The sequence below is a fragment of the Citrobacter sp. Ce104 genome (genome assembly GCF_030334595.1).
In the GTDB taxonomy this organism is placed as follows: domain Bacteria; phylum Pseudomonadota; class Gammaproteobacteria; order Enterobacterales; family Enterobacteriaceae; genus Citrobacter; species Citrobacter europaeus.
This window is the reverse complement of sequence record NZ_JAOWDP010000043.1, coordinates 59930-83506: the sequence shown is the minus strand read 5'-3', so window position 1 is coordinate 83506 and position 23577 is coordinate 59930. Positions and strand designations below refer to the sequence as shown.

The following is a 23577-nucleotide window of genomic DNA, read 5'->3' as shown; positions in this document are numbered from 1 at the left end:
GTCACAATGGAACAGGTTGTAATTGTTGATGCGATCCGTACCCCGATGGGCCGTTCGAAAGGGGGGGCGTTTCGTCACGTGCGGGCAGAAGATCTCTCCGCACATTTAATGCGTAGCCTGCTGGCGCGTAATCCGGCGCTGGAGCCAGCCGCGCTTGATGATATTTACTGGGGCTGTGTGCAGCAAACGCTGGAGCAGGGTTTCAACATCGCCCGTAACGCCGCGCTGCTGGCGGAAGTTCCACATTCCGTTCCGGCCGTCACTGTCAACCGTCTGTGCGGTTCGTCCATGCAGGCGCTACACGATGCGGCACGCATGATCATGACCGGCGATGCTCAGGCGTGCCTGATTGGCGGCGTGGAGCATATGGGCCATGTGCCAATGAGTCACGGCGTTGATTTCCACCCGGGCATGAGCCGCAACGTGGCAAAAGCCGCGGGAATGATGGGTCTGACCGCGGAAATGCTCTCTCGTATGCACGGCATCAGCCGTGAAATGCAGGACGCCTTCGCCGCGCGTTCACACGCCCGTGCCTGGGCAGCAACGCAGTCTGGCGCGTTTAAAAACGAAATCATCCCGACCGGCGGTCATGATGCCGACGGCGTGCTGAAGCAGTTTAACTACGATGAGGTTATCCGCCCGGAGACAACCGTTGAAGCGCTCTCCACCCTGCGCCCAGCGTTCGATCCAGTTAGCGGAACGGTCACTGCCGGTACCTCCTCCGCACTCTCCGACGGCGCAGCGGCGATGCTGGTCATGAGCGAAAGCCGCGCCCGTGAGCTGGGTCTGACGCCGCGTGCCCGTATTCGTTCGATGGCTGTTGTGGGTTGCGACCCGTCAATCATGGGTTACGGTCCGGTTCCGGCCTCAAAACTGGCGCTGAAAAAAGCGGGACTCTCCACCAGCGATATCGGTTTGTTTGAGATGAACGAAGCCTTTGCCGCTCAGATCCTGCCGTGCATTAAAGATCTGGGGCTGATGGAGCAGATCGACGAGAAGATCAACCTCAACGGCGGGGCGATCGCTTTGGGTCATCCACTGGGCTGTTCCGGGGCGCGTATCAGCACCACCCTGCTCAACCTGATGGAACGCAAAGACGTACAGTTTGGCCTGGCGACGATGTGTATCGGGTTAGGCCAGGGCATCGCGACGGTATTTGAGCGAGTTTAATCAAAGCATGCCGGGGGCGCTTCGCTTGCCCGGCCTACGAAATGTTATCTCAAAGCCATTGGTGCCAGAACAAGGCGGCAAGTGAATGACAAATTCGTCAGGAACGAATTTGAACAGCCGAAGGCTGCTTTCAGTGAGGGACACGGATGTCCCTCATTCATCCCGATGAGCTTACGTGTAGTAAGTGATTCGGGTGAATGAGCGCAGCCAACACAGTTATGGTGCCAATGGCGAAGAGAGAAAGTTTAGTTGCCGTTTTTCCCGCCTGTCAGGGGCGGGTTTTTTATTTCTCTGAACTACCGCGCACCACTAACTGCACCGGCAATAGCAGATTCTCTTCCTGCTTCTCTTCCAGCAGTAAACGCAGCGCTTCACGCCCCAACTGCTTTTTATCAACCGCAATGGTGGTCAGTGGCGGGTGCGACCAGGCCGCAGCATCGATATCATCAAACCCCACCAGCGCGAGATCTTCCGGGATACGTATACCCCGCTGTGCACACACCCGCTGAACAACCAGCGCTGCCGCATCGTTATAGGCAAAAATGGCATCAGGCGGCTCCGGCAGACTGAGCAACTCCTTCACCGCCTCCACCAGAGATTGCTCGGTATCCAGCAACGGCGGTGCAACGGCGTCGTACTCTGGCGGCATTAGCAAACGGGCCTCATACAATGCCTGACGGTAACCCTTCTCGCGCTGACGGATGCTGTAGTGCGCGAGCGTGCTGGCGAGAAAAGCAATGCGGCTGCGCCCTTGCGCAATCAAATGTTGCGTGGCCAGATAACCGCCTTGAGTGTTGTCCGGATTCACGCAAGGTAAGCCCGGCGCCCAGAGATCCACCAGTACCAACGGCAATTTCATCTGTTGCAGCAGCCCAAGCAATTCAGGCTCAAAAAATCCCGCGCAGATCAGCGCATCAGGCTGATGCAGCATCACCTGCTCACTCACTGCATCACCAGGGCCGATTGAGAGAAAACTCAGCGCAATCCCGTGTTCGCGACAACGATCTTCTATGCCCAGCAGCAGCTGAGAGTAAAACGGCAAAGCCCGGCTGATATTGTGCTGGCGATGCAGTAAAAACAGGACACGTTTGATTTTGTCTGCACGCAGGCGAGAAAAATCATAACCCTGCTGCTGCGCCACTGAAATAATGCGCAGCCGGGTGTCTTCACGCAGCCCCGGCTGCCCTTTCAGGGCGCGGGAAACAGCGCCAACCGAGACACCACAAGCTTCGGCAATATCTCTGATGCGTACAGGTTTCGTCATTTCGCTCTCATTAATTTATGCTGGCTTGTTGTGCTCCCAGCCAGGCCGCGCCGCGTACGCCGCTGCTGTCGCCGTGGCGGGCCCGAACGATCGGTGTGCGGCACTGCTTACCAAATACGTACTGCGCCACTCGTGCCTGCAAGCCTGAATACAGTGTATCAATATTAGATACCCCACCTCCCAGCACGATAACATCGGGATCGAGCGTATTCACAATGCTTGCCAACGCGCGCGCCAGTTGATCGCAATAGCGTTCCCATAACAAACAGGCATCTGCATCGCCCGATTCTACCCGTTGCATAATTTGTGGCACACCCGCATGTTGCGCGGTGTAATTCAAATACTGGCGTTCCAGCCCGCTGCCTGAAATAAAGCTCTCAATACAGTTCAACTGTCCGCAATAGCAAGTCACTCCAGCCCCGTCCTGAGATTCGTGGTAGCGCGGTAATGCATTATGCCCCCACTCACCCGCACAGGCGTTAGGGCCGGAGATCAATCGGTTATCGATGCATACTCCACCGCCGCATCCGGTACCAAGGATCACGCCAAATACCACGCTATGCCCACGCCCACTGCCGTCCATCGCTTCTGACAGGGTAAAGCAGTTGGCATCATTGGTAACCGGCACTGGCATTCCTGATGCTCGCTCAAGGTCTTGCGCAAAGGCCTGCTGATTCAGCACCAGGATGTTCGAATTCTTAATCAAACCTTCGCTATCCACCGCGCCAGGCACCCCAACGCCAACCGATAAAGGCTGATTAACGGCCAGCCTTGCCTTAGCAATCATCTCCGTCACGGCCTGGAAAAAATCGCCGTAACTCTGCTTCGGTGTCGCGCATCGCTCGCGGTAAACAATTTCACCCGCGTTATCAATCACCACCGCTTCAATTTTAGTCCCGCCGATATCCAGTCCGAGCCTCATGGATTTTCCTCGTTTGCGTCTCGCAATGTGATGCTGTCTAGTTTGCCAATTTTGTTTACTAAACAAAAAGAGGCCTGTCACAAAACCTCAGTTTTATGATTAATAGACAGAAAAAAACGTGTTTACTAAAAATGTGCTGAAAAAGAGAAACAACGAAACCGGGCTTGCACCCTGCCAGAGGAAGTAAGGTGGGTAATGGATGCGCCGGAAGGGCTCCGGCGCACAGCGCTTAAATGAACGCGAAAGCGTCGCCAAACAGGCGATCTTCACGCGCACTGCGTTCATTACAGAACAGATCGCGCGCGATTTTGGCCATTTCGAAGCGACCGGCGATGTAGATATCATGCTCCGCCAGGGTACCGTAATCCTGCAGTACTGCCGTTAACACGGTTCCCGTACGACCACGCCAACCGTCTTCAGGCTGTTCCACCACTGGCTCAACGCGCAGATTCGGGTGGTTCACTGACAGCGCTTCCAGCTCTGAGAGATCGTAGAGATGCTTCTCTTCGCGCCCGCCCCAGTAAATGGTGATATCGCGGTTTGGATTGCGCGCCAGTGCAGTAAGCAGAATAGAACGCACGTAAGAGAACCCTGTACCACCGGCAATCAGGATCAGCGGGCGCTCGTCTTCATCGCGCAGCCAGGCCTCGCCATGCGGAATGTCGACCTTGATTTCCCGGTCTTTCAGAATGCGATCCATCACGGCCATGGCATAAAGATTTAGCTCAGAGGCGCCAACGTGCAGCTCAATGAATCCTTGCTCGTCCGGCGTTGATGCCATGGAGAACGGACGCTTATCCCTTTCGTCCATCACGACCATTAGATACTGGCCGGCACGAAAGGAAAACGCCGCGTCTGGCACTAAACGAACGCGATATACGGTGTCAGTGATAGCTTCTACCGAGGTCACTTTACAGCTTAAGGTTGTCATGCGCTCTCTCTGTCGGATCAATAGGCAAAACGATCGCGCCTCAGGCGCTTTTGCCGTCATTAAAGATGGCCAGTTCATCCCAAATTGCGTCAATACGCGCAGTTACTTCAGGATCTTTTTTAATCGGACGTCCCCATTCGCGTTGGGTTTCGCCCGGCCATTTATTAGTGGCATCCAGCCCCATTTTTGAACCAAGACCGGAAACCGGCGAGGCAAAGTCCAGGTAATCAATTGGGGTATTCTCTACCAGTACCGTATCCCGGGCAGGGTCCATACGGGTAGTAATTGCCCAAATCACATCATTCCAGTCGCGTGCGTTGACGTCATCATCGCAAACAATAACAAATTTGGTGTACATAAACTGGCGCAAAAACGACCAGACACCCATCATGACGCGTTTGGCATGACCAGCGTACTGTTTTTTCATCGTCACTACGGCCAGACGATATGAACAGCCTTCCGGAGGCAGGTAAAAATCGACAATCTCCGGGAACTGCTTTTGCAGAATAGGAACGAAAACTTCGTTCAGCGCCACGCCGAGTACCGCGGGCTCATCTGGCGGACGTCCGGTATAGGTAGAGTGATAAATCGCATCTTCGTGCTGGGTAATGTGCGTGACGGTAAAGACCGGGAAGCTATCTACTTCGTTGTAGTAGCCGGTATGATCGCCATACGGCCCTTCCGGGGCCAACTCACCCGGTTCGATATACCCTTCCAGCACGATTTCAGCGCTGGCAGGCACTTCCAGATCGTTGGAAATACATTTGACCACTTCGGTCTTGGTGCCGCGCAACAGTCCGGCAAATGCGTATTCAGATAACGTATCCGGGACAGGTGTAACAGCGCCCAGAATTGTTGCCGGGTCTGCTCCCAAGGCCACAGAAACCGGGAAGCGTTCACCCGGATGCGCCGCGCACCACTCCTGATAATCAAGCGCGCCGCCGCGATGGGACAACCAGCGCATAATAAGCTTGTTTTTACCAATCAGCTGCTGGCGATAGATGCCCAGATTCTGCCGCTCTTTATGCGGGCCACGCGTTACGGTTAGCCCCCAGGTAATCAGTGGCGCGGCATCTTCCGGCCAACAGGTCATAATCGGAATTCGGTTTAAATCGACGTCATCGCCTGAGTAGATTTTTTGCTGACAAGGCGCACCGCGTAACCGCTTAGTCGGCATGTTCAACACCTGCTTAAACTGCGGCAGCTTATCAAACAGATCGCGGAATCCTTTCGGCGGCTCTGGCTCTTTCAAAAACGCCAACAGTTTACCGACTTCCCGTAGCGCCGAGACATCTTCTTGCCCCATCCCCATCGCAACACGCTTTGGTGTGCCAAACAGGTTACACAGCACCGGCATTGAATAGCCTTTCGGATTCTCAAACAGTAACGCAGGCCCACCGGCACGCAGTGTGCGATCGGCAATTTCAGTAATTTCCAGGTGGGGATCCACCTCAAGCGAAATGCGTTTGAGCTCGCCCTGCTGTTCAAGCAGCGTCAGGAAGTCGCGTAAATCGTGATATTTCATGGCGTCCATTGTGGCCTCTTCGTAAGCGCTTCATTATACGGCGTTCATCATTGCGATGCTGTATTTTTGTTAAATTAGCGTGAACTCTGGCGATACATATAAGCCCCGGGAGTATATACCCATTGGGTTTCAGCCTGCTTTGAGGCGGGTATAATTAACTTAACTCATGGCTTTTGCTATGCTGGCGCTCAGAACAAGCGGATAAGAGTTATTATGCAATCCTGGTATTTACTGTACTGCAAACGTGGGCAACTTCAGCGAGCCCAGGAACACCTGGAAAGGCAGGCGGTGAACTGCCTGACGCCTATGATCACCCTGGAAAAAATAGTGCGCGGTAAACGTACCACAGTCAGTGAACCACTATTCCCTAATTACATGTTTGTCGAGTTCGACCCGGAAGTGATCCACACCACCACCATCAACGCCACGCGTGGTGTCAGCCATTTCGTCCGTTTTGGCGCGACGCCTGCAACTGTCCCTTCTCCCGTTATTCACCAGCTTTCTATCTACAAGCCTGAAGGTATTGTGGATCCGCAAACGCCGCAGCCTGGGGACAGTGTGATTATCACTGAAGGGGCGTTTGAAGGGCTAAAAGCGATCTTCACCGAACCGGATGGCGAAGCGCGTTCCATGCTACTGCTTAACCTGTTGAATAAAGAGATTAAGCAGAGCGTGAAAAACACCGGTTTTCGAAAAATATAAGGCGGTTAGAAGGTCACTTCAAACAGCGTTCTGACGTTGGCATCAATGGTGGCTGACAGCCATTGAGGATCTTCCCCGCGCCAGTGGGCAATACGCTCAAGAATATGCGGCAGGTGCGCCGGTTCATTGCGTCGTGACGTCGGCTTAGGCGTTAAGTCGCGAGGGAGTAGATAAGGCGCATCGGTTTCTACCAGCAGTCGTTCTACCGGAATAAACGGCAGCAGCTCACGCAGTTCCATTCCCCGGCGCTCATCACAGACCCACCCGGTGATACCAATATAAAGCCCTCGGTCCACGCAGTCCTGCATCTCCTGGCGCGAGCCGGTGAAACAGTGCAGCACCGCGCCGGGCAGGCTGTCCAGCCACGGTTCCAGCAACGTCAGAAAACGCTCATGGGCGTCCCGACAATGCATGAAAATCGGCATCTGCAGTTCAGCAGCAATGCGCAGCTGCGCCTCAAAAGCACGTTCCTGCTCCTGCGGCGTGGAGAAATTTCGATTGAAATCCAGGCCGCACTCACCAATTGCAACCACCTTAGACTGGTTTGCCAGCGCGATAATCTCGTCTTCCGTTGAGGATTGCCATTGGCTGCTGTCATGCGGGTGCACGCCAGCCGTAGACCAGCAATGTGGATAATGCTGCGCCAGCTTTAAAGCCTGCTGACTTTCGTGCAAGTTTGTTCCGGTCAGAAGCATACCGTTTACGCCCGCAGCAAAGGCCCGCGCCACGACCTCATCCCGGTCTTTTGCAAATTGTGAACTGGTTAAATTAACGCCAATATCAAACATGCTTCCTCCCATATGACAACCGCCCTGACGGGCGGTTGAGTTTATTCTTCAGTTTTCTCGGTGGCTTCGGCTTCTTTTGCTTCTTCAGCCTCGTTGTCCTCATCTCGCGTACGTCGCTTACCGACATAGAAACGAGAGAAGAAAACCCCCACCTCGAACAGGCAGTACATCGGTATCGCCAACAGCGTTTGCGAGAAGACATCTGGCGGGGTCAGTAGCATCCCGACGACAAATGCGCCCACCACAACGTAAGGGCGTTTCTTGCGTAAATCATCAGGCGTCGTAATGCCCATCCAGCATAGCAGCACGATGGCGACCGGAACCTCAAAAGAGACACCGAAAGCCATAAACAGCGCCATTACGAAACTGAGATAGCTGGCAATGTCCGTCGATACCTGCACGCCTTGCGGAGCCGTGTTGGCCAGAAAACCAAACGCCAACGGAAAGACGACAAAATAGGCGAATGCCATGCCGATGTAGAACAACAACGAACTGGAAACCAGCAGCGGCACAACCAGTCGACGTTCATGTTTATACAAAGCAGGCGCAATAAATGCCCACACCTGGTAGAGGATCACTGGCGCTGACAGGATCAGCGACACCATGAAGGTCAACTTTATCGGGGTAAAGAACGGCGAGGCCACATCGGTGGCGATCATCGTTGCACCCTGCGGCATCTGTTTAATCAGCGGCGCCGCAACCATATGGTAAATATCGTTGGCAAAGTAAACCAACGCCAGAAAGATCACGATTACCGCAATGATGCAGTTCAGGAGTCGCTTACGCAGTTCAATAAGATGCGTAATGAGCGGTTGGGTATCTTCTACAGCCATGTTTACGGTTTATCACTCGACGAGGGGGAGGATTCGACAACAGGTGCGGCAGCTTTCTTTTCTGCATCCATTAACGTAGCGGAAGTGTTTTCCGTTGGCTCTGGCGTTTTAGCACCCGTGGATTCCGGTTTTTGCTCCGGCGAACTGGCCTGGTTTTCTGCGGCGGCAGGGGTAACCCCTTCTCGCTGCGCTTCCGCTTCTTTCACTACCGGGTTATGGATAGTGTGCGCTTCATCGCTCGCTTTCTCAGGATCGTGCACGCTGTAAGAACGCTTCATCGACTCTGCCGCTTCACGCAGCTCATCCATTGAGGCTTTCAGCTCCGGGGTCAGATTTGTCAGGCTCGCTTTCTCTACTTTCTTCAGGCTGTCCTGAAACTCCTGAAGCTTAAGCTCCTGGGTCAGTTCATTCTGAACAGTAGTCGCCAGGGAACGCAAAGCACGAACCCAGCCAGCAACCGTTTTTACCGCTACGGGTAATCGTTGCGGCCCCAGGACGATGAGGCCGATAACGAACACCAATAACAGTTCGCTAAAACCGATATCAAACACGGATTATACCTGCTCTTTATCTTGGCTTTTGGCGTCTTCCTTTTTCACTTCGCCCTGCTTATCGGTGATGGATTTAGCAGTAAAATCAGCGTCCTGGCTGGTTTTATCTTGCTTAGGCTCATCATCACCCATCGCTTTTTTAAAGCCTTTAATCGACGCGCCAAGATCGGAACCGATGGAGCCGAGTTTCTTGGTGCCAAATAGCAGTACAACGATGACGGCAATGATCAACAACTGCCAAATACTGATACCACCCATACATGTTCCTCTGTCATAGATGATGAATTAATAAGGCCGTAGTATACGTTACACGACCTGCCTTGGGCGATGAAAAATTCAGCGCATTTTGCGCCAGCCGACCAACCAGGCTAAGACGCCGCCTGCCATTAACCAACCCGGCATAAGCCCCCACTCAGGACGGCTTACCAGCAGGAATGTTCCACTTAGCAACAATGTTGCGCCAATGCCCAATAAATAACGGGATTGTCCCTGGCGTACATGATTAGCGTGAAGCTCGCGGGCAATCTTATCAACACTGTGCTGTAAATATTTGCCCTGGCGCAAACTGTCATACACCAGTTCAGGTATTTCTGGCATTTTTTCGACCCAGAACGGTGCTTTTTCTTTAAATGCTCTGACAAGCGCCGGAATACCGACCTGATCTTTGATCCAGGACTCGAGGAAAGGCTTGGCCGTTTTCCATAAATCTAACTGCGGGTAGAGCTGTCGTCCGACGCCTTCAACGTACAGCAACGTCTTCTGTAGTAAGACCAGTTGAGGCTGAACTTCCATGTTGAATCGGCGCGCAGTGTTGAACAGATTCAACAGCACATGACCAAAGGAAATCTCCGCCAGCGGTTTTTCAAAAATCGGTTCGCACACGGTACGAATGGCGAATTCAAACTCTTCTACGTTGGTATCCGGCGGAACCCAGCCAGAATCAACGTGCAGTTCAGCAACTTTGCGGTAGTCGCGGTTAAAGAACGCGATGAAGTTTTCAGCCAGGTAACGCTTATCTTCTTTGTTTAAAGACCCCACAATCCCACAATCAATACCAATGTATTTCGGGTTTTCAGGGTGCTCATAACTCACGAAAATGTTCCCAGGGTGCATGTCCGCATGGAAAAAGCTATCGCGGAATACCTGAGTAAAGAAGACCTGAACACCCCGTTCAGCCAGCAGCTTCATATTGGTGCCATTCTTCTCAAGCGTGGTGACATCTGAAACGGGAATACCATAAATGCGCTCCATCACCATCATATTCTGACTGCAATAGTCGGAGTACACTTCCGGGATGTACAGCATTGGGCTGTCTTCAAAATTACGTCGCAGTTGAATTGCGTTCGCCGACTCACGCAGCAGATTCAGCTCATCAATCAACGTTTTTTCATATTCACGGACCACTTCGGTTGGTCGCAGGCGGCGGCCATCTGGGAGCAGACGAGGAACCCAACGAGCAAGGCGGTAGATCAGTTTCAAATCCGCTTTGATTACCGGCAGTATGTCCGGGCGAATAACTTTGATCACCACCTCTTTGCCATTCGATTTCAGTCGCGCGGTGTGAACCTGAGCAATAGACGCAGATGCCAGCGGCGTGATCTCAAAATCATCAAACCATTCCTCGACGGGTAGCCCACCCATCGCCTCTTCGATTTGTTCTTTGGCTCTTTGCCCATCGAATGGGGCAACCCGATCCTGCAATAGCGCTAGCTGATCGGCGATGTGCGGAGGGAAAAGGTCACGACGGGTAGAGAGCATTTGCCCAAATTTGATCCACACCGGGCCGAGTTCCTGCAAAGCGAGCCTCAGCCTTTCTCCCAGCGGTTTGTCTTTATGTCGGTTGGGCATCCAGAACAGCGAGTAGCGCCATAACCGGATCGGCAGCGTGATACGCATTTTGGGGATGAGTTCATCAAGGCCGTAGCTTAAAAAAGTGCGAATGATGAAATAAAGGCGCCGTACTTCACCTGGCGTCATTTGGCCTCCAGTTTTTCCAGCCGTTTAGCCAGGGATTCGACCGCACGCTCAACGGCTGCCGTTTCCTCTGCAAACCATGCAACCTCAAGCGGACCCGGGGCCATACGCCACTCTTCGGTGATCGCTTCGGCAACATAGCGCTGCTGGCGCTGAATGTTATGGCGCAGGAACTTCGCTCCACCACGCAATACTTTGCTAACCCCTTCCGCGACAATATCGCCGGTATAGGGCGCTAACAGTTCTGCGGGATCAAACTCCGCCAGATCGGCCAGTGCGACAAAATTCTGCACGACCTGGATATCGCCCTGAACTTCCAGCTCACCGCTGCGGATAAGCGTGGTAAGTTGCTGCCGGTCGCGTAATTTCGGTAACACGCTGGCATGTGTGATTACGGTGCAATCGGCTTCGCCTTCCCATGCCCCCAGCACATCGACCTGGCGCTCACTAAACACCAGCACTAACGGTGTTGAAAATCCTTTGAGCTCAACACGCAGAACTTTGCCCTGTAAGCGCGTTCTGGCTGACTTAAGCGCAGGAGAACGGTACAGAAAGCTGTTGAGCAAATTTTCAACGCCGGCGGTCACTAAGGGTTTTAAAGGCATCCCCAATCTCCTGTCAGAACTTGTAACCACGATGCAGCGCAACGACACCTGCCGTCAGGTTGTAATAATCAACGCTTTCGAACCCGGCATCTTGCATCATAGCTTTTAAGGTGTCCTGATCGGGATGCATGCGGATAGACTCCGCCAAATAGCGATAGCTATCTGCGTCGCTTGCCACCATGGAACCAATGCGTGGCAGAACATGGAAAGAGTAGGCGTCGTAAGCTTTGCTCAGCGGTTCGATAATCGGTTTGGAGAACTCCAGCACCAGTAAGCGTCCGCCCGGTTTCAACACGCGATACATGGAGCGTAATGCTTTGTCTTTATCCGTTACGTTACGCAGACCGAAAGAGATGGTGATGCAGTCAAACGTGTTGTCAGGGAAAGGCAGTGCTTCCGCGTTCGCCTGAACGTACTCAACGTTACCCACTACGCCGATATTACGCAGCTTTTCGCGTCCCATTTTGAGCATTGAGTCATTGATATCCGCCAGCACAACTTTGCCGGTTTCGCCTACCATGCGAGAGAATTTTGCCGTCAGATCGCCGGTACCGCCCGCCAAATCGAGAACGGTTTGCCCGCGACGCACGCCACTGCAGTCAATGGTGAAGCGCTTCCACAAACGATGAATGCCAAATGACATTAAGTCATTCATAACGTCATATTTAGACGCCACAGAATGAAAAACGTGGGCCACCATGTCAGCTTTCTGCTCTTTAGCGACGGTCTGAAAGCCAAAGTGCGTCGTTTCTTGTGAATTATCCACCATCTCAGTGCCTGCTCATCCAAAAAATGTTCGAGAAGTGTAACAGATTGGGCCAATTTGCCCTACCCTTCTGCCCGGTTCAACTACCCCAAACGAACTAGTTTGATTGCTGATTTACCGCTTCATCATCAGGGTAAGGTTCATCCTGTTGCGTCTCAGGGACCGAGCGCAAGCGGTATTCTTCATCCTGCGTAGTGGCTTGTTCAGCCAGCTCAGGATTAATCTCGCGCTTAATTTCTACACCTAAACTGCGAAACGCTTCTGCCTGCGACAGGACGTTTCCACGGCCTGAAGAAAGTTTTTTCATCGCCTGTCGGTAGTTATCCTGGGCTTTATCCAGGCTTTGGCCAATTGCCGACATATCATCCACAAACAATCGCATCTTGTCATAAAGTTTGCTGGCCCGATCGGCAATTTGTTGCGCATTACGACTCTGATGCTCGTAGCGCCACAGGTTGGCGATCGTGCGCAACGCCACCAACAGCGTGGTAGGGCTCACCAGCATAATGTTATTTCTAAGCGCTTCGGTAATCAGTTCGGGCTGTCTGTCGAGCGCCAGTAAAAAAGCAGGCTCAACGGGGATAAACATCAGCACATAATCAAGCGTGCGCAGCCCCGGAAGCTGCTGATAGTCTTTGCGCCCCAGCAAACGAATATGGTTTCGCACCGAGGCAATGTGCTCCTGCAACGCGCTCTCGCGGGTGTATTCATCTTCAGCGTTAAAATAGCGTTCATAGGCGACCAGCGTCATTTTCGCATCGATCACCACATCTTTACCCTGCGGCAGCCGGACGATGACATCAGGCTGCATCCGCGAACGGGCGTCGTTCTCGATACTGACCTGGGTTTCGTATTCATAGCCTTCGCGCAGACCAGAAGCCTCAAGCACCCGCGTGAGTACGACCTCACCCCAGTTGCCCTGCGTTTTGTTATCGCCTTTTAATGCCCGCGTCAGGTTTACCGCTTCCTGCGCCATCTGCGCGTTCAGTTGCTGTAGATTACGAATTTCGTGCGCCAGGGTATGGCGCTCCTGCGCCTCTTTACCAAAGCTATCCTGAACCTGACGTCGAAAACCGTCCAGTTGTTCGCGAAGCGGTGCCAGCAGGCTGTTCAGACTTTGCCGGTTTTGCTCATCTACGCGACGGTTACTGTGCTCAAAAATACGGTTCGCCAGATTTTCAAACTGTTCGCTCAGCCGCTGTTCGCTGTTGATCATCTGGCGGATTTTATCTTCCGCATGCTGCTGCGTCGCTTCCAGCCGGGTGGTGACTTCACGGAGATCGGCTTCGAGAGAGGTGTTGATGCTGTGCAGGCTGCGCAATTCGTTATTGAGGAGTTCGCACTCATCACGCCAGTGAGCTTCCTGAGAAAGCTGCTGGCGGGCGGCGCTTAGCGCAATATCTATTTCACGTCGCTCTTCGATGAGGTCGGCACGGATCCTGTCGGCGTGCGCTTTTGTTGCGAGCCATCCCACCAACAACCCTGCGGCTAACGCCAGCACGGCACTCATCATAATTGAAATATCCACAACGCTCCCCTTACAGCAACGGCTTACCCGCACAAAATAGAATTGTGCTGTATAAACGTCCAGTTTAAAAGGAATTTCCTGCGAGGCACTACGCAAAATAAAAAGGCCGAACGCGTCGGCCTTTTTGAATAGACGGGAGAATTACAGTAAACGACGCGCGGCTTCCACCACGATTTTCACCGCGTGGCTTTCCGTTTGTTTCATCGTTTCCGCATTAGGGATCTCTTGCTGAGTACGGTTCACGATAACACCCGCAACCATACCGGCACGCAGACCCTGGCTTGCGCACATGGTCAGCAACGTCGCAGATTCCATTTCGTAGTTCATGACGCCCATAGACTGCCACTCTTCCATTGAGCCTTTGAAACGGCTCACGACGCGACCAGAGAAGGTGTCATAACGCTCCTGTCCCGGATAGAAGGTGTCAGAAGACGCGGTAACGCCCACGTGAGTGGTAGCGCCGATAGATTTCGCTGCTTCCACCAGCGCGGTGGTGCACTCGAAGTCCGCAACGGCCGGGAATTCCATTGGCGCGAAATGCAGGCTTGCACCGTCCAGACGAACAGATGCAGTGGTAACCAGTACATCACCCACGTTGATATGCGGCTGGATAGCGCCAGTCGTACCGATACGCAGGAAGGTACGAATGCCCAGTTGTGCCAGTTCTTCTACGGCAATAGAGGTGGACGGGCCGCCGATACCGGTAGAGCACACGATCACGGCTTTACCATCCAGCTCAGCACGCCAGGTAGTGAACTCGCGATGAGATGCCAGCTTAACCGGCATATCCATCAGCGCGGCGATCTTTTCCACACGCTCCGGGTCGCCAGGGACGATAGCAAGCGTAGCCCCTTGTAAATCGTTCTTAGTGAGGCCGAGATGAAAAACATCAGACTTAGACATAAAAACTCCTCTGTGAATCGGTTTTGTCAGAAGAAGCAAAAACACACTTTACCGAAGGCATAAACATATTTTCGTGACAGTCATCACTATGATGTAAATCAATTGCATTCAATTACCATAAAATGGTGATGCATATCACATAAATGATGCGATGTAAGGAAGCCTTGCACAAAAGATAGACCGTTTAAGGCAATGTGGTTCGTTGCATGTGTCTATAGTTAACAATGCGCTTTTTGGCTGAATATTTAAGGGTACGGAGAATACCATGACAACACGACAACCTGGCTTTGCACCTGCTGTATCTCCACCGACGTCTACCACGGTCCACACTCCGGATAACGCAGTTATCGCCGGGGTAACGTCCATACCGTCACAAGGCGATGATATGCCAGCGTATCACGCACGACCAAAACAGACCGATGGCCCCCTGCCCGTGGTTATTGTCGTGCAGGAAATTTTTGGCATTCATGAACACATTCGTGACGTTTGCCGCCGTCTGGCTCTGGAAGGGTATCTGGCTATCGCACCAGAACTCTATTTTCGCGAAGGCGATCCCAATGACTTTGCCGATATCCCTACGCTACTCAGCGGTCTTGTCGCCAAAGTGCCTGACTCTCAGGTATTGGCCGATTTGGATCATGTCGCCAGTTGGGCATCGCGAAATGGAGGAGATGCCCACCAGTTGATGATCACCGGATTCTGCTGGGGTGGACGCATCACCTGGCTGTATGCCGCACATAATCCGCAGTTAAAAGCGGCGGTGGCGTGGTACGGCAAGCTGGTAGGTGATAAAACCCTCAACTCGCCGAAACATCCCGTTGATATCGCGACCGATCTTAACGCCCCCGTTCTGGGACTGTATGGCGGCCAGGACACCAGTATTCCGCAAGATACCGTTGAAACAATGCGTCAGGCGCTGCGCGCCGCCAATGCAAAAGCGGAAATCGTAGTGTATCCCGATGCCGGACATGCTTTTAACGCCGATTATCGCCCGAGCTATCACGAAGAGTCCGCGAAAGACGGCTGGCAGAGGATGCTGGAGTGGTTCGCGCAATACGGCGGGAAGAAATAAACGTTAATTGCCCGGTGGCAGTAACACCTTACCGGGCCTACAACTGTTGCGATTTCCAATAACCCGGGCAAGCGCCAGCGCTTCCCGGGCACCGAATTACGCCTGACGCAGATTCTGCGCTGCTTTGACCATGTTAGCCAGCGCCGCCCGCGTTTCCGGCCAGCCGCGCGTTTTCAGGCCGCAATCCGGGTTCACCCACAGACGCTCAGCCGGAATACGCTGCTCGGCTTTCTTCAGCAGGGCTTCAATCCACTCCACGCTCGGGACGTTCGGCGAGTGAATATCGTATACGCCCGGCCCGATTTCGTTCGGATAGTCGAACTCTTCAAACGATTCCAGCAGTTCCATATCAGAGCGTGACGTCTCAATGGTGATCACGTCCGCGTCCAGCGCCGCAATGGAATCCATGATGTCATTGAACTCGCAATAACACATGTGGGTGTGGATCTGGGTTTCATCCTTCGCCACCGCCGCGTTAATGCGGAAGGCTTCCACGCCCCACTCCAGATACGCTGCCCAGTCGCTGCGGCGCAGCGGCAGACCTTCGCGCAGCGCCGGTTCATCAATCTGGATGATGCCAATACCCGCCGCTTCCAGATCCGCTACCTCGTCACGCAGCGCCAGCGCAATCTGCTTAGCGATGGTTTCACGCGTCACGTCTTCACGCGGGAATGACCAGCAGAGAATGGTCACCGGACCCGTCAGCATGCCTTTTACCGGTTTGTCGGTCAGCGACTGGGCATACTTCGCCCACTCAACGGTGATCGCTTCCGGGCGGCTGACATCGCCAATCACCACCGGCGGCTTCACGCAGCGAGAGCCGTAGCTCTGCACCCAACCGTTTTGGGTAAAGACGAAACCGTCCAGGTGTTCGCCAAAGTACTCGACCATGTCGTTACGCTCGGCTTCACCGTGCACTAGCACATCGAGCCCCAGACGTTCCTGTTCAACGATCGCTTGTTTGATATGTTCTGCGATACCGGTGCGGTAGTTACCGGCATCCAGGTTGCCCTTTTTGAAGTCCAGACGCAGACCACGAATTTCGGTGGTTTGCGGGAATGAGCCGATAGTCGTGGTCGGCCATGCCGGCAGATTAAAACGGGCACGCTGTGCCTCGGCACGAACTGGATAAGCGTTGGCGCGCTGGCTGTCCTGGACGGTGATCGCCGCCAGACGTTTTTCCACTGCGGCGTTGTGTACGCGGGTAGAGTGACGACGCGCCTGGATCGGTGCGCTCCATTCCACAATTGCCGCCGTATCGCCGCTGTTCAACGCATCGCGCAGCAGCGCCAGCTCGCCACATTTTTGCAGCGCGAAGGCAAACCAGCTCTTCACTTCTGCATCAAGGCGAGTTTCCACGCTGAGATCGATTGGGCTGTGCAGCAGAGAGCAGGAGGAAGCCACCCACAGGTCACGTTTCCCGACGATATCTTTAATTTGCGCATATTTTTCGCTGAGATCGGCACGCCAGACGTTGCGACCGTTCACCAGACCCGCTGACAGCAGCCAGTCGGCAGGCAGACGTTCATGCAGCTCGGCGACATCATCTTTGCCGTGCACGAAGTCAACGTGCAGCCCCTGCACCGGCAGCGCGGTAATGGTATCCAGGTTTGGCGTTACGCCTTCGAAGTAGGTGGTCAGTAGCAGCTTCACCTGGCCTTGCAGGGCGTCATAAGCCGGTTTAAAAGCATCCAGCCACGCTTGCGGCAGCTCCAGTACCAGAGCAGGTTCATCAATCTGCACCCACTCAATACCGCGTTTCGCCAACTCAGCCAGCACCTGCTGGTAAACCGGCAGAATATCGTTCAACAGGCTCAGGCGGTCAAACTGTTCGCCCTTCACTTTCCCCAGCCACAGATAAGTTACCGGTCCCAACAGCACAGGCTTCACCTTGTGACCGAGCGCCAGCGCTTCGTCCACTTCATCCAGCAGTTGGGTCCAGGTCAGTTTGAACTGCTGACCTTTGGTGAACTCGGGCACCATGTAGTGATAGTTGGTGTTAAACCATTTGGTCATTTCTGCCGCCGCCGCGGGTTCACCCGTTGGTGCGCGGCCACGACCAATGCGGAATAAGGTGTCGATATCGACAGAGCCATCTTTATTTTGATGACGAGCCGGAACGTTGCCGAGCAACAGACTGGTGGTCAGGACGTGATCGTACCAGGCAAAATCGCCCACCGGCAGCAGGTCAACCCCCGCCTGCTTTTGCTGCTCCCAGTGGCGGGCACGCAGCTCGCGGCCAACTGTCAGCAAATCTTCACGGGAGGAATTTCCCGCCCAGTAGCTTTCTTGCGCTTTCTTCAACTCGCGACGCAGGCCAACGCGAGGGAAACCGAGGGTGTGATTCAATATTGTCATTTTTCTTCCTCTAATTATATGTAAATCCTATGGATTTTGAATTTAGGGAAGGCGGCAAGTTTACTCATCCCCAGGAGCTTACTGAAGTAAGTGACTGAGGTGGGGAAACGAAGCCAACGCACCATAAATTTAAAAGACGAAGGATTTTAGCCGTCCAGATGTTTACACATCCATAATTGGCGGTTACTGTATATTCCTCAAGCGCAATTTGTTCATGCCGAAGTGAAGGACTTTCATGATCGAGATTAAACACCTGAAAACGCTACAGGCGTTGCGGAATAGTGGTTCTCTGGCAGCCGCAGCGGCAACGTTGCATCAGACCCAATCCGCCCTTTCTCACCAGTTCAGCGATCTGGAGCAGCGCCTTGGCTTTCGACTTTTTATCCGTAAAAGCCAGCCTCTGCGCTTTACGCCGCAGGGGGAAATCCTGCTGCAGTTAGCTAATCAGGTGTTGCCGCAAATTGGTCGTGCGCTGCAGGCTTGCAACGAACCACAGCAAACCCGGCTGCGAATCGCGATTGAATGCCACAGCTGTATCCAGTGGCTGACGCCCGCGCTGGAGAATTTTCGTGCCAACTGGCCGCAGGTGGAGATGGACTTTAAATCCGGCGTGACGTTCGATCCGCAACCGGCGCTACAGCAGGACGAGCTGGATCTGGTGTTAACCTCCGACATCCTGCCGCGCAGCGGATTGCACTACTCGCCGATGTTCGATTTTGAAGTCCGTCTGATATTGGCGCCGGACCATCCGCTGGCCAACAAAACGCAAATTACGCCGGAGGATTTAGCCAGCGAGACGCTGCTTATTTACCCGGTGCAACGGAGTCGACTGGATGTCTGGCGACACTTCCTGCAGCCTGCGGGCGTGAGTCCTTCGCTAAAGAGCGTGGATAACACCCTGCTGCTGATTCAGATGGTTGCAGCCAGAATGGGTATTGCGGCTTTACCACACTGGGTGGTGGAGAGTTTTGAACGCCAGGGTCTGGTGGTGACTAAAACTCTGGGCGATGGATTGTGGAGCCGACTGTACGCCGCCGTACGTGATGGCGAGCAGCGACAGCCGGTCACAGAAGCGTTTATTCGCTCAGCGCGGAATCACGCCTGCGATCACCTGCCGTTTGTACGGAGTGCGGAACGACCCACTTTCGATGTACCCACAGTGAGGCCACTATCACAGCCGCCCCAATGATGAAGCTTGGCCAGTGAGGCTGTTGATGCCAGATAGCCAGATTAACCAACAGCCCGGCCGGCACATGCATATTGTTCATGATACCCAGCGTACCCGCATCCACCTGGGTCGCGCCATAGTTCCACATAAAGTAACCAATGCCGGACGCCGCCACGCCAAGAAATACCAGAATTCCCCACTGTAGCGTAGTTGCAGGCATTTTCTGCGCATTACCCAGCATGAACCAGGCAACTACTGCCACCATAAAGGCGCCCATATAAAACCAGGCAAAGGCGTTGTGCTGCGGCATTGGCCGCGTTTCCATCAGACGTTTATAGCCCACCATACCAATGGCAAAGCTGATATTGGACAACTGCACCAGCAGCAGGCCGGTCCAGAAGTGACTGGTCACCTGATCGTAACGAATGATCCCTGCGCCAATCACCGCCAGCAACGCACTGAAGGCATAGCTCCAGCGCAGACGACGTCCACTCATCAGATCGTAAATCAGCGTAATGTAGAGCGGCGTCAGCACGGTAAAGAGCAGCAGTTCTGAAACCGTCAGGTACAGATAGGCGTGAAAACTCAGCATATACATGATACCAAGCTGCATGGCCCCCACCAGCATATACAACGCGATCGTTTTTACGCTGTGACCACGGGTACGTAGAAACGGCAGGAACACCAGCGCCGCCAGCCCAACACGCACCAGCACCGCAAAATAGCTATCGACATGACCGGCAAGGTACTCGCCAAACAGGCTAAAGGAAAAGGCCCACAGAATTGTGGTAATGATGAGTAACGCCACAATGGATGTCTCTTAACAGAAGGTACACCCATTGTAGCGAAGTTTTTAGTTGACGACTGGTCAACTAACGAACAACAAAGTTATTGCAAAAACAGCTCACGCAGATAGTGCGGGACGGCATCGTCGGCATTAAGACCAATGACTTCCAGTTCCGGGTGCAGATCCTTCAGGCGCTGGTGGGCGTTGCCCATGATGCAGCCTTTACCTGCCATGGAGAGCATTTCCGCGTCGTTCATCCCATCGCCAAAAGCGATGCAGTCTTTCAGGCTGTAGCCCATCGCTTTCGCTACCGCTTCCAGCGCATGACCTTTCGATACGCCGCCAGCCATGACTTCCAGACAGGTAAGCGTAGAAAAGCTGACGTTGACACGATCGCCCCAGCGGGCGTTAATCGCCTGCTCCAGCGGCAGCAGCCTTTCGTGAGAATCGGTGGTGAAGAACACTTTGCTGACGCCTTCAGGCTCCAGTAACGCAGGTTCAAACAGGGAATAGTTAAATACCGCTTCTTTAAAAAAGCGCATTTCGTCCGGCCGGTGGCGGTTCATAAACCACTCATCATCGCGATAAACGTTGGTCACGATGTCCGGATTTGCATTCACTACGCCAAACAGGTCGCTGGCAATGTCGCGATCCAGATTATGCGAAAACACCAGATTCCCGTCAGAATCATGCACGCGCGCGCCGTTAGACGTGATCATGTAGGTTTTAATGCCGAGGTTATCGCGAATTTGCCCCACATCAACATGATGACGGCCTGTCGCAAACACGAAGTTAACGCCGCGAGCGGTCAATAACTTCAGCGTCTCTTTGGCATAAGGGGACAAAGTATGGTCGGGAGAAAGCAGCGTACCGTCTAAATCAGACGCAACAACCTGATACATAAGAAAATTCAACCTCTAGGCAAAGCGGGTTCCGCTGGATGAGTTATGCTTGTCGAAGAATTCGACAATAGCGTTAAGCGCGACTGAGCGCATTGCGTCCTTTTCAAAAAGGATCTCATGGTACGCGCCTTTGATGACAAGCGGCTGCCCCCCTTCTACAGGATGGCCTGCTGCGGCGCGGAGTTCACAAAAACGATCGTGCATGCGGTTATCTACCACCCGCTCTTCTTCAGCCTGAATCAGCAGCGTCGGCGTCGCGTCGTCTCCTGCTCCGGCCAGAACCTGTTCGCCTGCCAGAATACCTTCACGAACCCAGTGGTAGGTGGGGCCGCCAACGCGCAGTCGCGGCTCATCCGCATAGAAGCGCAGATTGCGCCGATAGCGCTGTCGACTATGCGTTAACGCATTCATACCGAATGGCAGCGCCCGCCAGCGCCCGGTTCCCATCGCATAGCCTTCGCGGATCCGCGGATGCCCTTCAGCCCAGTCCAGAATATGGCGCACCATCCAGTCGGGAAAGCGCATCACAATACCAAACATCGGCGCACAAAGCGCGATAGCATCACACTGATTCGGGTGGCGCTGCAGGAACAATGTGGCAATCGCACCGCCCATAGAATGCGCCAGTATATAGCGTTTTCTCCACGGACCGGGTAGCACTTCCTGCTGCCAGAAGGCGGTTAAATCATCGACATAGTCATTAAAGTTATCGACATGACCACGATGCGGATCCGAAAGCATACGCCCGGAACGGCCCTGCCCACGGTGATCGATAATGAGGACGTCAAAACCAGAGTGAAACAGGTCATACGCCAGTTCAGCGTATTTCACGTAGCTTTCAATGCGTCCAGGACAGACGACGATGACGCGATCGTTTTTTTCTGCATGAAAACGAACAAAATGTACGGGGATATTATCCACGCCCGTAAATTCCGCTTCTTCCCGCTGACGCCAGAAATCTGTCAGTGGCCCCATGGAAAAAGCAGCAAACGCGTTTTCTCTTGTTTCCCAGTCTTTTTGCTGCTGAAACATCGGGTATCCAGCCTCGCTGACCAAGTAAAATCGTTTTTTTCGCCGTCGCTGGCACAACCTAACGGCAGTAGAGTATTGTGGCATAAAAATAGACAATCCGGGAGTTTCTCATGACCTTTGAATGGTGGTTCGCCTACCTGCTGACCTCTATTATTTTGAGCTTGTCTCCAGGCTCTGGCGCAATCAACACCATGACCACCGCCATCAGTCACGGCTATCGCGGTGCAAGCGCGTCGATTGCGGGTTTACAGACCGGGTTGGGCATTCATATCGTTCTGGTTGGCGTAGGACTGGGAACGCTATTCTCACGTTCGGTGATCGCATTTGAGGTGCTGAAGTGGGCGGGAGCGGCCTATCTGATTTGGCTGGGTATCCAGCAGTGGCGCGCGGCGGGCGCTATCGATCTGAATACCATGGCGAATACGCAATCGCGCAGCCGCCTGTTCAAACGCGCAGTCTTTGTTAATCTGACCAACCCCAAAAGCATTGTTTTTCTTGCCGCTCTGTTCCCGCAGTTTATCCTGCCGCAGGAACCACAGCTGATGCAGTACGTGGTGCTTGGCGTTACGACCATCGTGGTCGATATCATTGTGATGATCGGTTACGCGACGCTGGCCACGCGCATTGCAGGCTGGATTAAAGGACCAAAGCAAATGAAGGCGCTCAACAAAGTGTTTGGCTCGCTATTTATGCTGATAGGCGCTCTGCTGGCATCGGCAAGGCATGCCTAGCAAATGGAACAACGCTCGCAATGAAATGCTAACTGTAAGAGCGTCTGAACATGACTGTTCGTACTTCGCCGCAAAGGGAGAAAAGTCTTTCATTCTGCACTGTTAGACGTTGATTGCTAATGCCAGAATGCTGCCACATTCACCACTCACGGATGATGGACGATGGCGGAAGCAACGACACCACATGATTCAGTATTTAAGACCTTCCTCTCCCGCGTGGAAACCGCGCGGGACTTTATTGAACTTCATCTTCCACCCTCGTTAATCAAAATCTGCAAGCTGGAAACGCTCCGCCAGGAATCAGGCAGCTTTGTGGAGGACGATCTGCGCCCCTATTTCAGCGATATTCTCTACTCACTGGAAACCACCAGCGGGCATGGCTATGTACATGTGCTCATTGAGCATCAAAGCTCACCGGACAAACATATGTCATTTCGCCTGATGCGCTACGCTATCGCCGCGATGCAACGTCATCTTGAGGCGGGAAACGACACATTACCGCTGGTTATTCCTGTGCTCTTTTACCATGGCAAGCAAAGCCCCTGGCAAGGTTCGATGAACTGGCTGGATCACTTTGAGGATTCGGGTACTGCCCTTCAACTTTACAGCGCACCGTTCCCGTTGGTGGATGTGACGGTTATTCCAGATGATGAGATCATGCAGCATCGCAGTATGGCAGCGCTGACATTAGTACAAAAACACATTCGCCAGCGCGACATGGCGCAGCTGCTGGATAAACTTACCCGTCTGTTTATGCTGGAGAAGATGAGCGGACAACAAATAACCGTGCTGGTAAACTACATGGTGCAAGCAGGGAATACACAAGATGTTCAGACATTATTGTATAAGCTGGCACAGCGTGTGCCGCAGCATGGAGACAAACTGATGACAATGGCGGATCAACTAAAACAGATAGGCCGTGAAGAAGGGAGGCGCCTTGCCCTTACTGATGTAGCAAAAGCAATGCTCAAACGGGGTCTCGATACCGATGCGATTATGGAAATGACCGGCCTTTCGAAGGATGAACTACAGAAACTTGCGCAATAAACCGCATTCCGCCTGGGA

General features: G+C 53.4%; 23 protein-coding genes. 6 read left to right on the top strand and 17 right to left on the bottom strand.

What is annotated here, in order from left to right:
- The first annotated feature begins 6 nt into the window (after window positions 1-6).
- Window positions 7-1170 carry an acetyl-CoA C-acyltransferase FadA gene (fadA, locus tag OGW16_RS02520; RefSeq protein WP_043019006.1) on the top strand — a complete coding sequence of 388 codons (1164 nt, stop codon included), beginning with the start codon at window positions 7-9 and terminating at the stop codon, window positions 1168-1170.
- A gap of 283 nt (window positions 1171-1453) precedes the next feature.
- Here fadA and OGW16_RS02515 read toward each other — a convergent pair whose 3' ends face one another.
- The 4 genes from OGW16_RS02515 to ubiD form a co-directional block, all read right to left on the bottom strand.
- Window positions 1454-2434 carry a LacI family DNA-binding transcriptional regulator gene (locus tag OGW16_RS02515; RefSeq protein ID WP_043019005.1) on the bottom strand — a complete coding sequence of 327 codons (981 nt, stop codon included), beginning with the start codon at window positions 2432-2434 and terminating at the stop codon, window positions 1454-1456.
- A gap of 10 nt (window positions 2435-2444) precedes the next feature.
- Entirely contained in the window at window positions 2445-3356 is a 912-nt protein-coding gene (locus OGW16_RS02510; protein WP_043019004.1) for an ROK family protein, read from the bottom strand.
- A 229-nt stretch (window positions 3357-3585) separates the two neighbouring features.
- The gene (gene fre, locus OGW16_RS02505) at window positions 3586-4287 is read right to left on the bottom strand and encodes an NAD(P)H-flavin reductase (protein WP_003828903.1); all 702 of its coding nucleotides are present in this window, start codon (window positions 4285-4287) and stop codon (window positions 3586-3588) included.
- Window positions 4288-4327: 40 nt separating this feature from the next.
- Window positions 4328-5821, bottom strand: a complete 1494-nt coding sequence (gene ubiD, locus OGW16_RS02500) for a 4-hydroxy-3-polyprenylbenzoate decarboxylase (protein ID WP_286517708.1) — start codon at window positions 5819-5821, stop codon at window positions 4328-4330.
- Window positions 5822-6025: 204 nt separating this feature from the next.
- Between ubiD and rfaH the strand changes: the two genes are divergently transcribed.
- Window positions 6026-6514 carry a transcription/translation regulatory transformer protein RfaH gene (gene rfaH, locus OGW16_RS02495; protein ID WP_043019003.1) on the top strand — a complete coding sequence of 163 codons (489 nt, stop codon included), beginning with the start codon at window positions 6026-6028 and terminating at the stop codon, window positions 6512-6514.
- A 5-nt stretch (window positions 6515-6519) separates the two neighbouring features.
- Here rfaH and tatD read toward each other — a convergent pair whose 3' ends face one another.
- From tatD to udp, 9 genes are all read right to left on the bottom strand, one after another.
- Window positions 6520-7302, bottom strand: a complete 783-nt coding sequence (gene tatD / locus OGW16_RS02490; protein WP_043019002.1) for a 3'-5' ssDNA/RNA exonuclease TatD — start codon at window positions 7300-7302, stop codon at window positions 6520-6522.
- A 41-nt stretch (window positions 7303-7343) separates the two neighbouring features.
- Window positions 7344-8135, bottom strand: coding sequence for a Sec-independent protein translocase subunit TatC (gene tatC / locus OGW16_RS02485; RefSeq protein ID WP_016155142.1), 792 nt, complete (start codon window positions 8133-8135; stop codon window positions 7344-7346).
- A gap of 2 nt (window positions 8136-8137) precedes the next feature.
- Complete coding sequence (gene tatB / locus OGW16_RS02480) at window positions 8138-8686, bottom strand: Sec-independent protein translocase protein TatB (protein WP_006686090.1); 549 nt, start codon at window positions 8684-8686, stop codon at window positions 8138-8140.
- Window positions 8687-8689: 3 nt separating this feature from the next.
- Window positions 8690-8944, bottom strand: a complete 255-nt coding sequence (tatA, locus tag OGW16_RS02475; protein WP_003017888.1) for a Sec-independent protein translocase subunit TatA — start codon at window positions 8942-8944, stop codon at window positions 8690-8692.
- Between the two features lie 78 nt (window positions 8945-9022).
- On the bottom strand, window positions 9023-10663 hold the full coding sequence (gene ubiB / locus OGW16_RS02470) for a ubiquinone biosynthesis regulatory protein kinase UbiB (RefSeq protein WP_286517704.1): 1641 nt from the start codon (window positions 10661-10663) through the stop codon (window positions 9023-9025).
- Complete coding sequence (ubiJ, locus tag OGW16_RS02465; protein ID WP_100193791.1) at window positions 10660-11265, bottom strand: ubiquinone biosynthesis protein UbiJ; 606 nt, start codon at window positions 11263-11265, stop codon at window positions 10660-10662. The genes ubiB and ubiJ overlap by 4 nt, the downstream gene beginning before the upstream one ends.
- Before the next feature lie 13 nt (window positions 11266-11278).
- Complete coding sequence (ubiE, locus tag OGW16_RS02460; RefSeq protein WP_003017897.1) at window positions 11279-12034, bottom strand: bifunctional demethylmenaquinone methyltransferase/2-methoxy-6-polyprenyl-1,4-benzoquinol methylase UbiE; 756 nt, start codon at window positions 12032-12034, stop codon at window positions 11279-11281.
- A gap of 94 nt (window positions 12035-12128) precedes the next feature.
- Window positions 12129-13559, bottom strand: a complete 1431-nt coding sequence (rmuC, locus tag OGW16_RS02455) for a DNA recombination protein RmuC (protein ID WP_087052392.1) — start codon at window positions 13557-13559, stop codon at window positions 12129-12131.
- Window positions 13560-13700: 141 nt separating this feature from the next.
- A complete protein-coding gene (udp, locus tag OGW16_RS02450; protein WP_286517701.1) occupies window positions 13701-14462 on the bottom strand; it encodes a uridine phosphorylase in 762 nt (253 codons plus the stop codon).
- Window positions 14463-14727: 265 nt separating this feature from the next.
- On the opposite strand from udp, the gene OGW16_RS02445 reads away from it, so the two are divergent.
- Window positions 14728-15534 carry a dienelactone hydrolase family protein gene (locus OGW16_RS02445; protein WP_286517698.1) on the top strand — a complete coding sequence of 269 codons (807 nt, stop codon included), beginning with the start codon at window positions 14728-14730 and terminating at the stop codon, window positions 15532-15534.
- Window positions 15535-15630: 96 nt separating this feature from the next.
- Here the strand turns inward: OGW16_RS02445 and metE are convergent, their stop codons facing one another.
- Window positions 15631-17892 (bottom strand): 5-methyltetrahydropteroyltriglutamate--homocysteine S-methyltransferase, encoded by a 2262-nt coding sequence (metE, locus tag OGW16_RS02440; protein WP_286517696.1) that lies wholly within the window; start codon window positions 17890-17892, stop codon window positions 15631-15633.
- Between the two features lie 235 nt (window positions 17893-18127).
- Here metE and metR point away from each other — a divergent pair, with 235 nt between their 5' ends.
- Window positions 18128-19081 carry an HTH-type transcriptional regulator MetR gene (gene metR / locus OGW16_RS02435; RefSeq protein ID WP_043018995.1) on the top strand — a complete coding sequence of 318 codons (954 nt, stop codon included), beginning with the start codon at window positions 18128-18130 and terminating at the stop codon, window positions 19079-19081.
- Here the strand turns inward: metR and OGW16_RS02430 are convergent.
- The 3 genes from OGW16_RS02430 to pldB form a co-directional block, all read right to left on the bottom strand.
- A complete protein-coding gene (locus tag OGW16_RS02430; RefSeq protein ID WP_016157852.1) occupies window positions 18969-19868 on the bottom strand; it encodes a carboxylate/amino acid/amine transporter in 900 nt (299 codons plus the stop codon). The genes metR and OGW16_RS02430 overlap by 113 nt on opposite strands.
- Window positions 19869-19948: 80 nt before the next feature.
- Entirely contained in the window at window positions 19949-20749 is an 801-nt protein-coding gene (gene yigL / locus OGW16_RS02425) for a sugar/pyridoxal phosphate phosphatase YigL (RefSeq protein WP_008787091.1), read from the bottom strand.
- A gap of 15 nt (window positions 20750-20764) precedes the next feature.
- Window positions 20765-21781 carry a lysophospholipase L2 gene (gene pldB / locus OGW16_RS02420; protein ID WP_043018994.1) on the bottom strand — a complete coding sequence of 339 codons (1017 nt, stop codon included), beginning with the start codon at window positions 21779-21781 and terminating at the stop codon, window positions 20765-20767.
- Window positions 21782-21891: 110 nt separating this feature from the next.
- Here pldB and rhtB point away from each other — a divergent pair, with 110 nt between their 5' ends.
- A complete protein-coding gene (rhtB, locus tag OGW16_RS02415) occupies window positions 21892-22512 on the top strand; it encodes a homoserine/homoserine lactone efflux protein (RefSeq protein ID WP_003828938.1) in 621 nt (206 codons plus the stop codon).
- A gap of 162 nt (window positions 22513-22674) precedes the next feature.
- Window positions 22675-23559 carry an Rpn family recombination-promoting nuclease/putative transposase gene (locus OGW16_RS02410; protein ID WP_087052395.1) on the top strand — a complete coding sequence of 295 codons (885 nt, stop codon included), beginning with the start codon at window positions 22675-22677 and terminating at the stop codon, window positions 23557-23559.
- The last annotated feature ends 18 nt before the right edge of the window (window positions 23560-23577 follow it).

Coding starts and splice junctions, on each gene's coding strand:
- ubiJ (WP_100193791.1), bottom strand. CDS start 11,265: ATGCCTTTAAAACCCTTAGTGACCGCCGGCGTTGAAAATTTGCTCAAC.
- rhtB (WP_003828938.1), top strand. CDS start 21,892: ATGACCTTTGAATGGTGGTTCGCCTACCTGCTGACCTCTATTATTTTG.
- metR (WP_043018995.1), top strand. CDS start 18,128: ATGATCGAGATTAAACACCTGAAAACGCTACAGGCGTTGCGGAATAGT.
- OGW16_RS02510 (WP_043019004.1), bottom strand. CDS start 3,356: ATGAGGCTCGGACTGGATATCGGCGGGACTAAAATTGAAGCGGTGGTG.
- tatC (WP_016155142.1), bottom strand. CDS start 8,135: ATGGCTGTAGAAGATACCCAACCGCTCATTACGCATCTTATTGAACTG.
- fre (WP_003828903.1), bottom strand. CDS start 4,287: ATGACAACCTTAAGCTGTAAAGTGACCTCGGTAGAAGCTATCACTGAC.
- tatA (WP_003017888.1), bottom strand. CDS start 8,944: ATGGGTGGTATCAGTATTTGGCAGTTGTTGATCATTGCCGTCATCGTT.
- yigL (WP_008787091.1), bottom strand. CDS start 20,749: ATGTATCAGGTTGTTGCGTCTGATTTAGACGGTACGCTGCTTTCTCCC.
- ubiB (WP_286517704.1), bottom strand. CDS start 10,663: ATGACGCCAGGTGAAGTACGGCGCCTTTATTTCATCATTCGCACTTTT.
- ubiD (WP_286517708.1), bottom strand. CDS start 5,821: ATGGACGCCATGAAATATCACGATTTACGCGACTTCCTGACGCTGCTT.
- udp (WP_286517701.1), bottom strand. CDS start 14,462: ATGTCTAAGTCTGATGTTTTTCATCTCGGCCTCACTAAGAACGATTTA.
- pldB (WP_043018994.1), bottom strand. CDS start 21,781: ATGTTTCAGCAGCAAAAAGACTGGGAAACAAGAGAAAACGCGTTTGCT.
- OGW16_RS02410 (WP_087052395.1), top strand. CDS start 22,675: ATGGCGGAAGCAACGACACCACATGATTCAGTATTTAAGACCTTCCTC.
- rfaH (WP_043019003.1), top strand. CDS start 6,026: ATGCAATCCTGGTATTTACTGTACTGCAAACGTGGGCAACTTCAGCGA.
- OGW16_RS02445 (WP_286517698.1), top strand. CDS start 14,728: ATGACAACACGACAACCTGGCTTTGCACCTGCTGTATCTCCACCGACG.
- ubiE (WP_003017897.1), bottom strand. CDS start 12,034: ATGGTGGATAATTCACAAGAAACGACGCACTTTGGCTTTCAGACCGTC.
- tatD (WP_043019002.1), bottom strand. CDS start 7,302: ATGTTTGATATTGGCGTTAATTTAACCAGTTCACAATTTGCAAAAGAC.
- metE (WP_286517696.1), bottom strand. CDS start 17,892: ATGACAATATTGAATCACACCCTCGGTTTCCCTCGCGTTGGCCTGCGT.
- fadA (WP_043019006.1), top strand. CDS start 7: ATGGAACAGGTTGTAATTGTTGATGCGATCCGTACCCCGATGGGCCGT.
- OGW16_RS02515 (WP_043019005.1), bottom strand. CDS start 2,434: ATGACGAAACCTGTACGCATCAGAGATATTGCCGAAGCTTGTGGTGTC.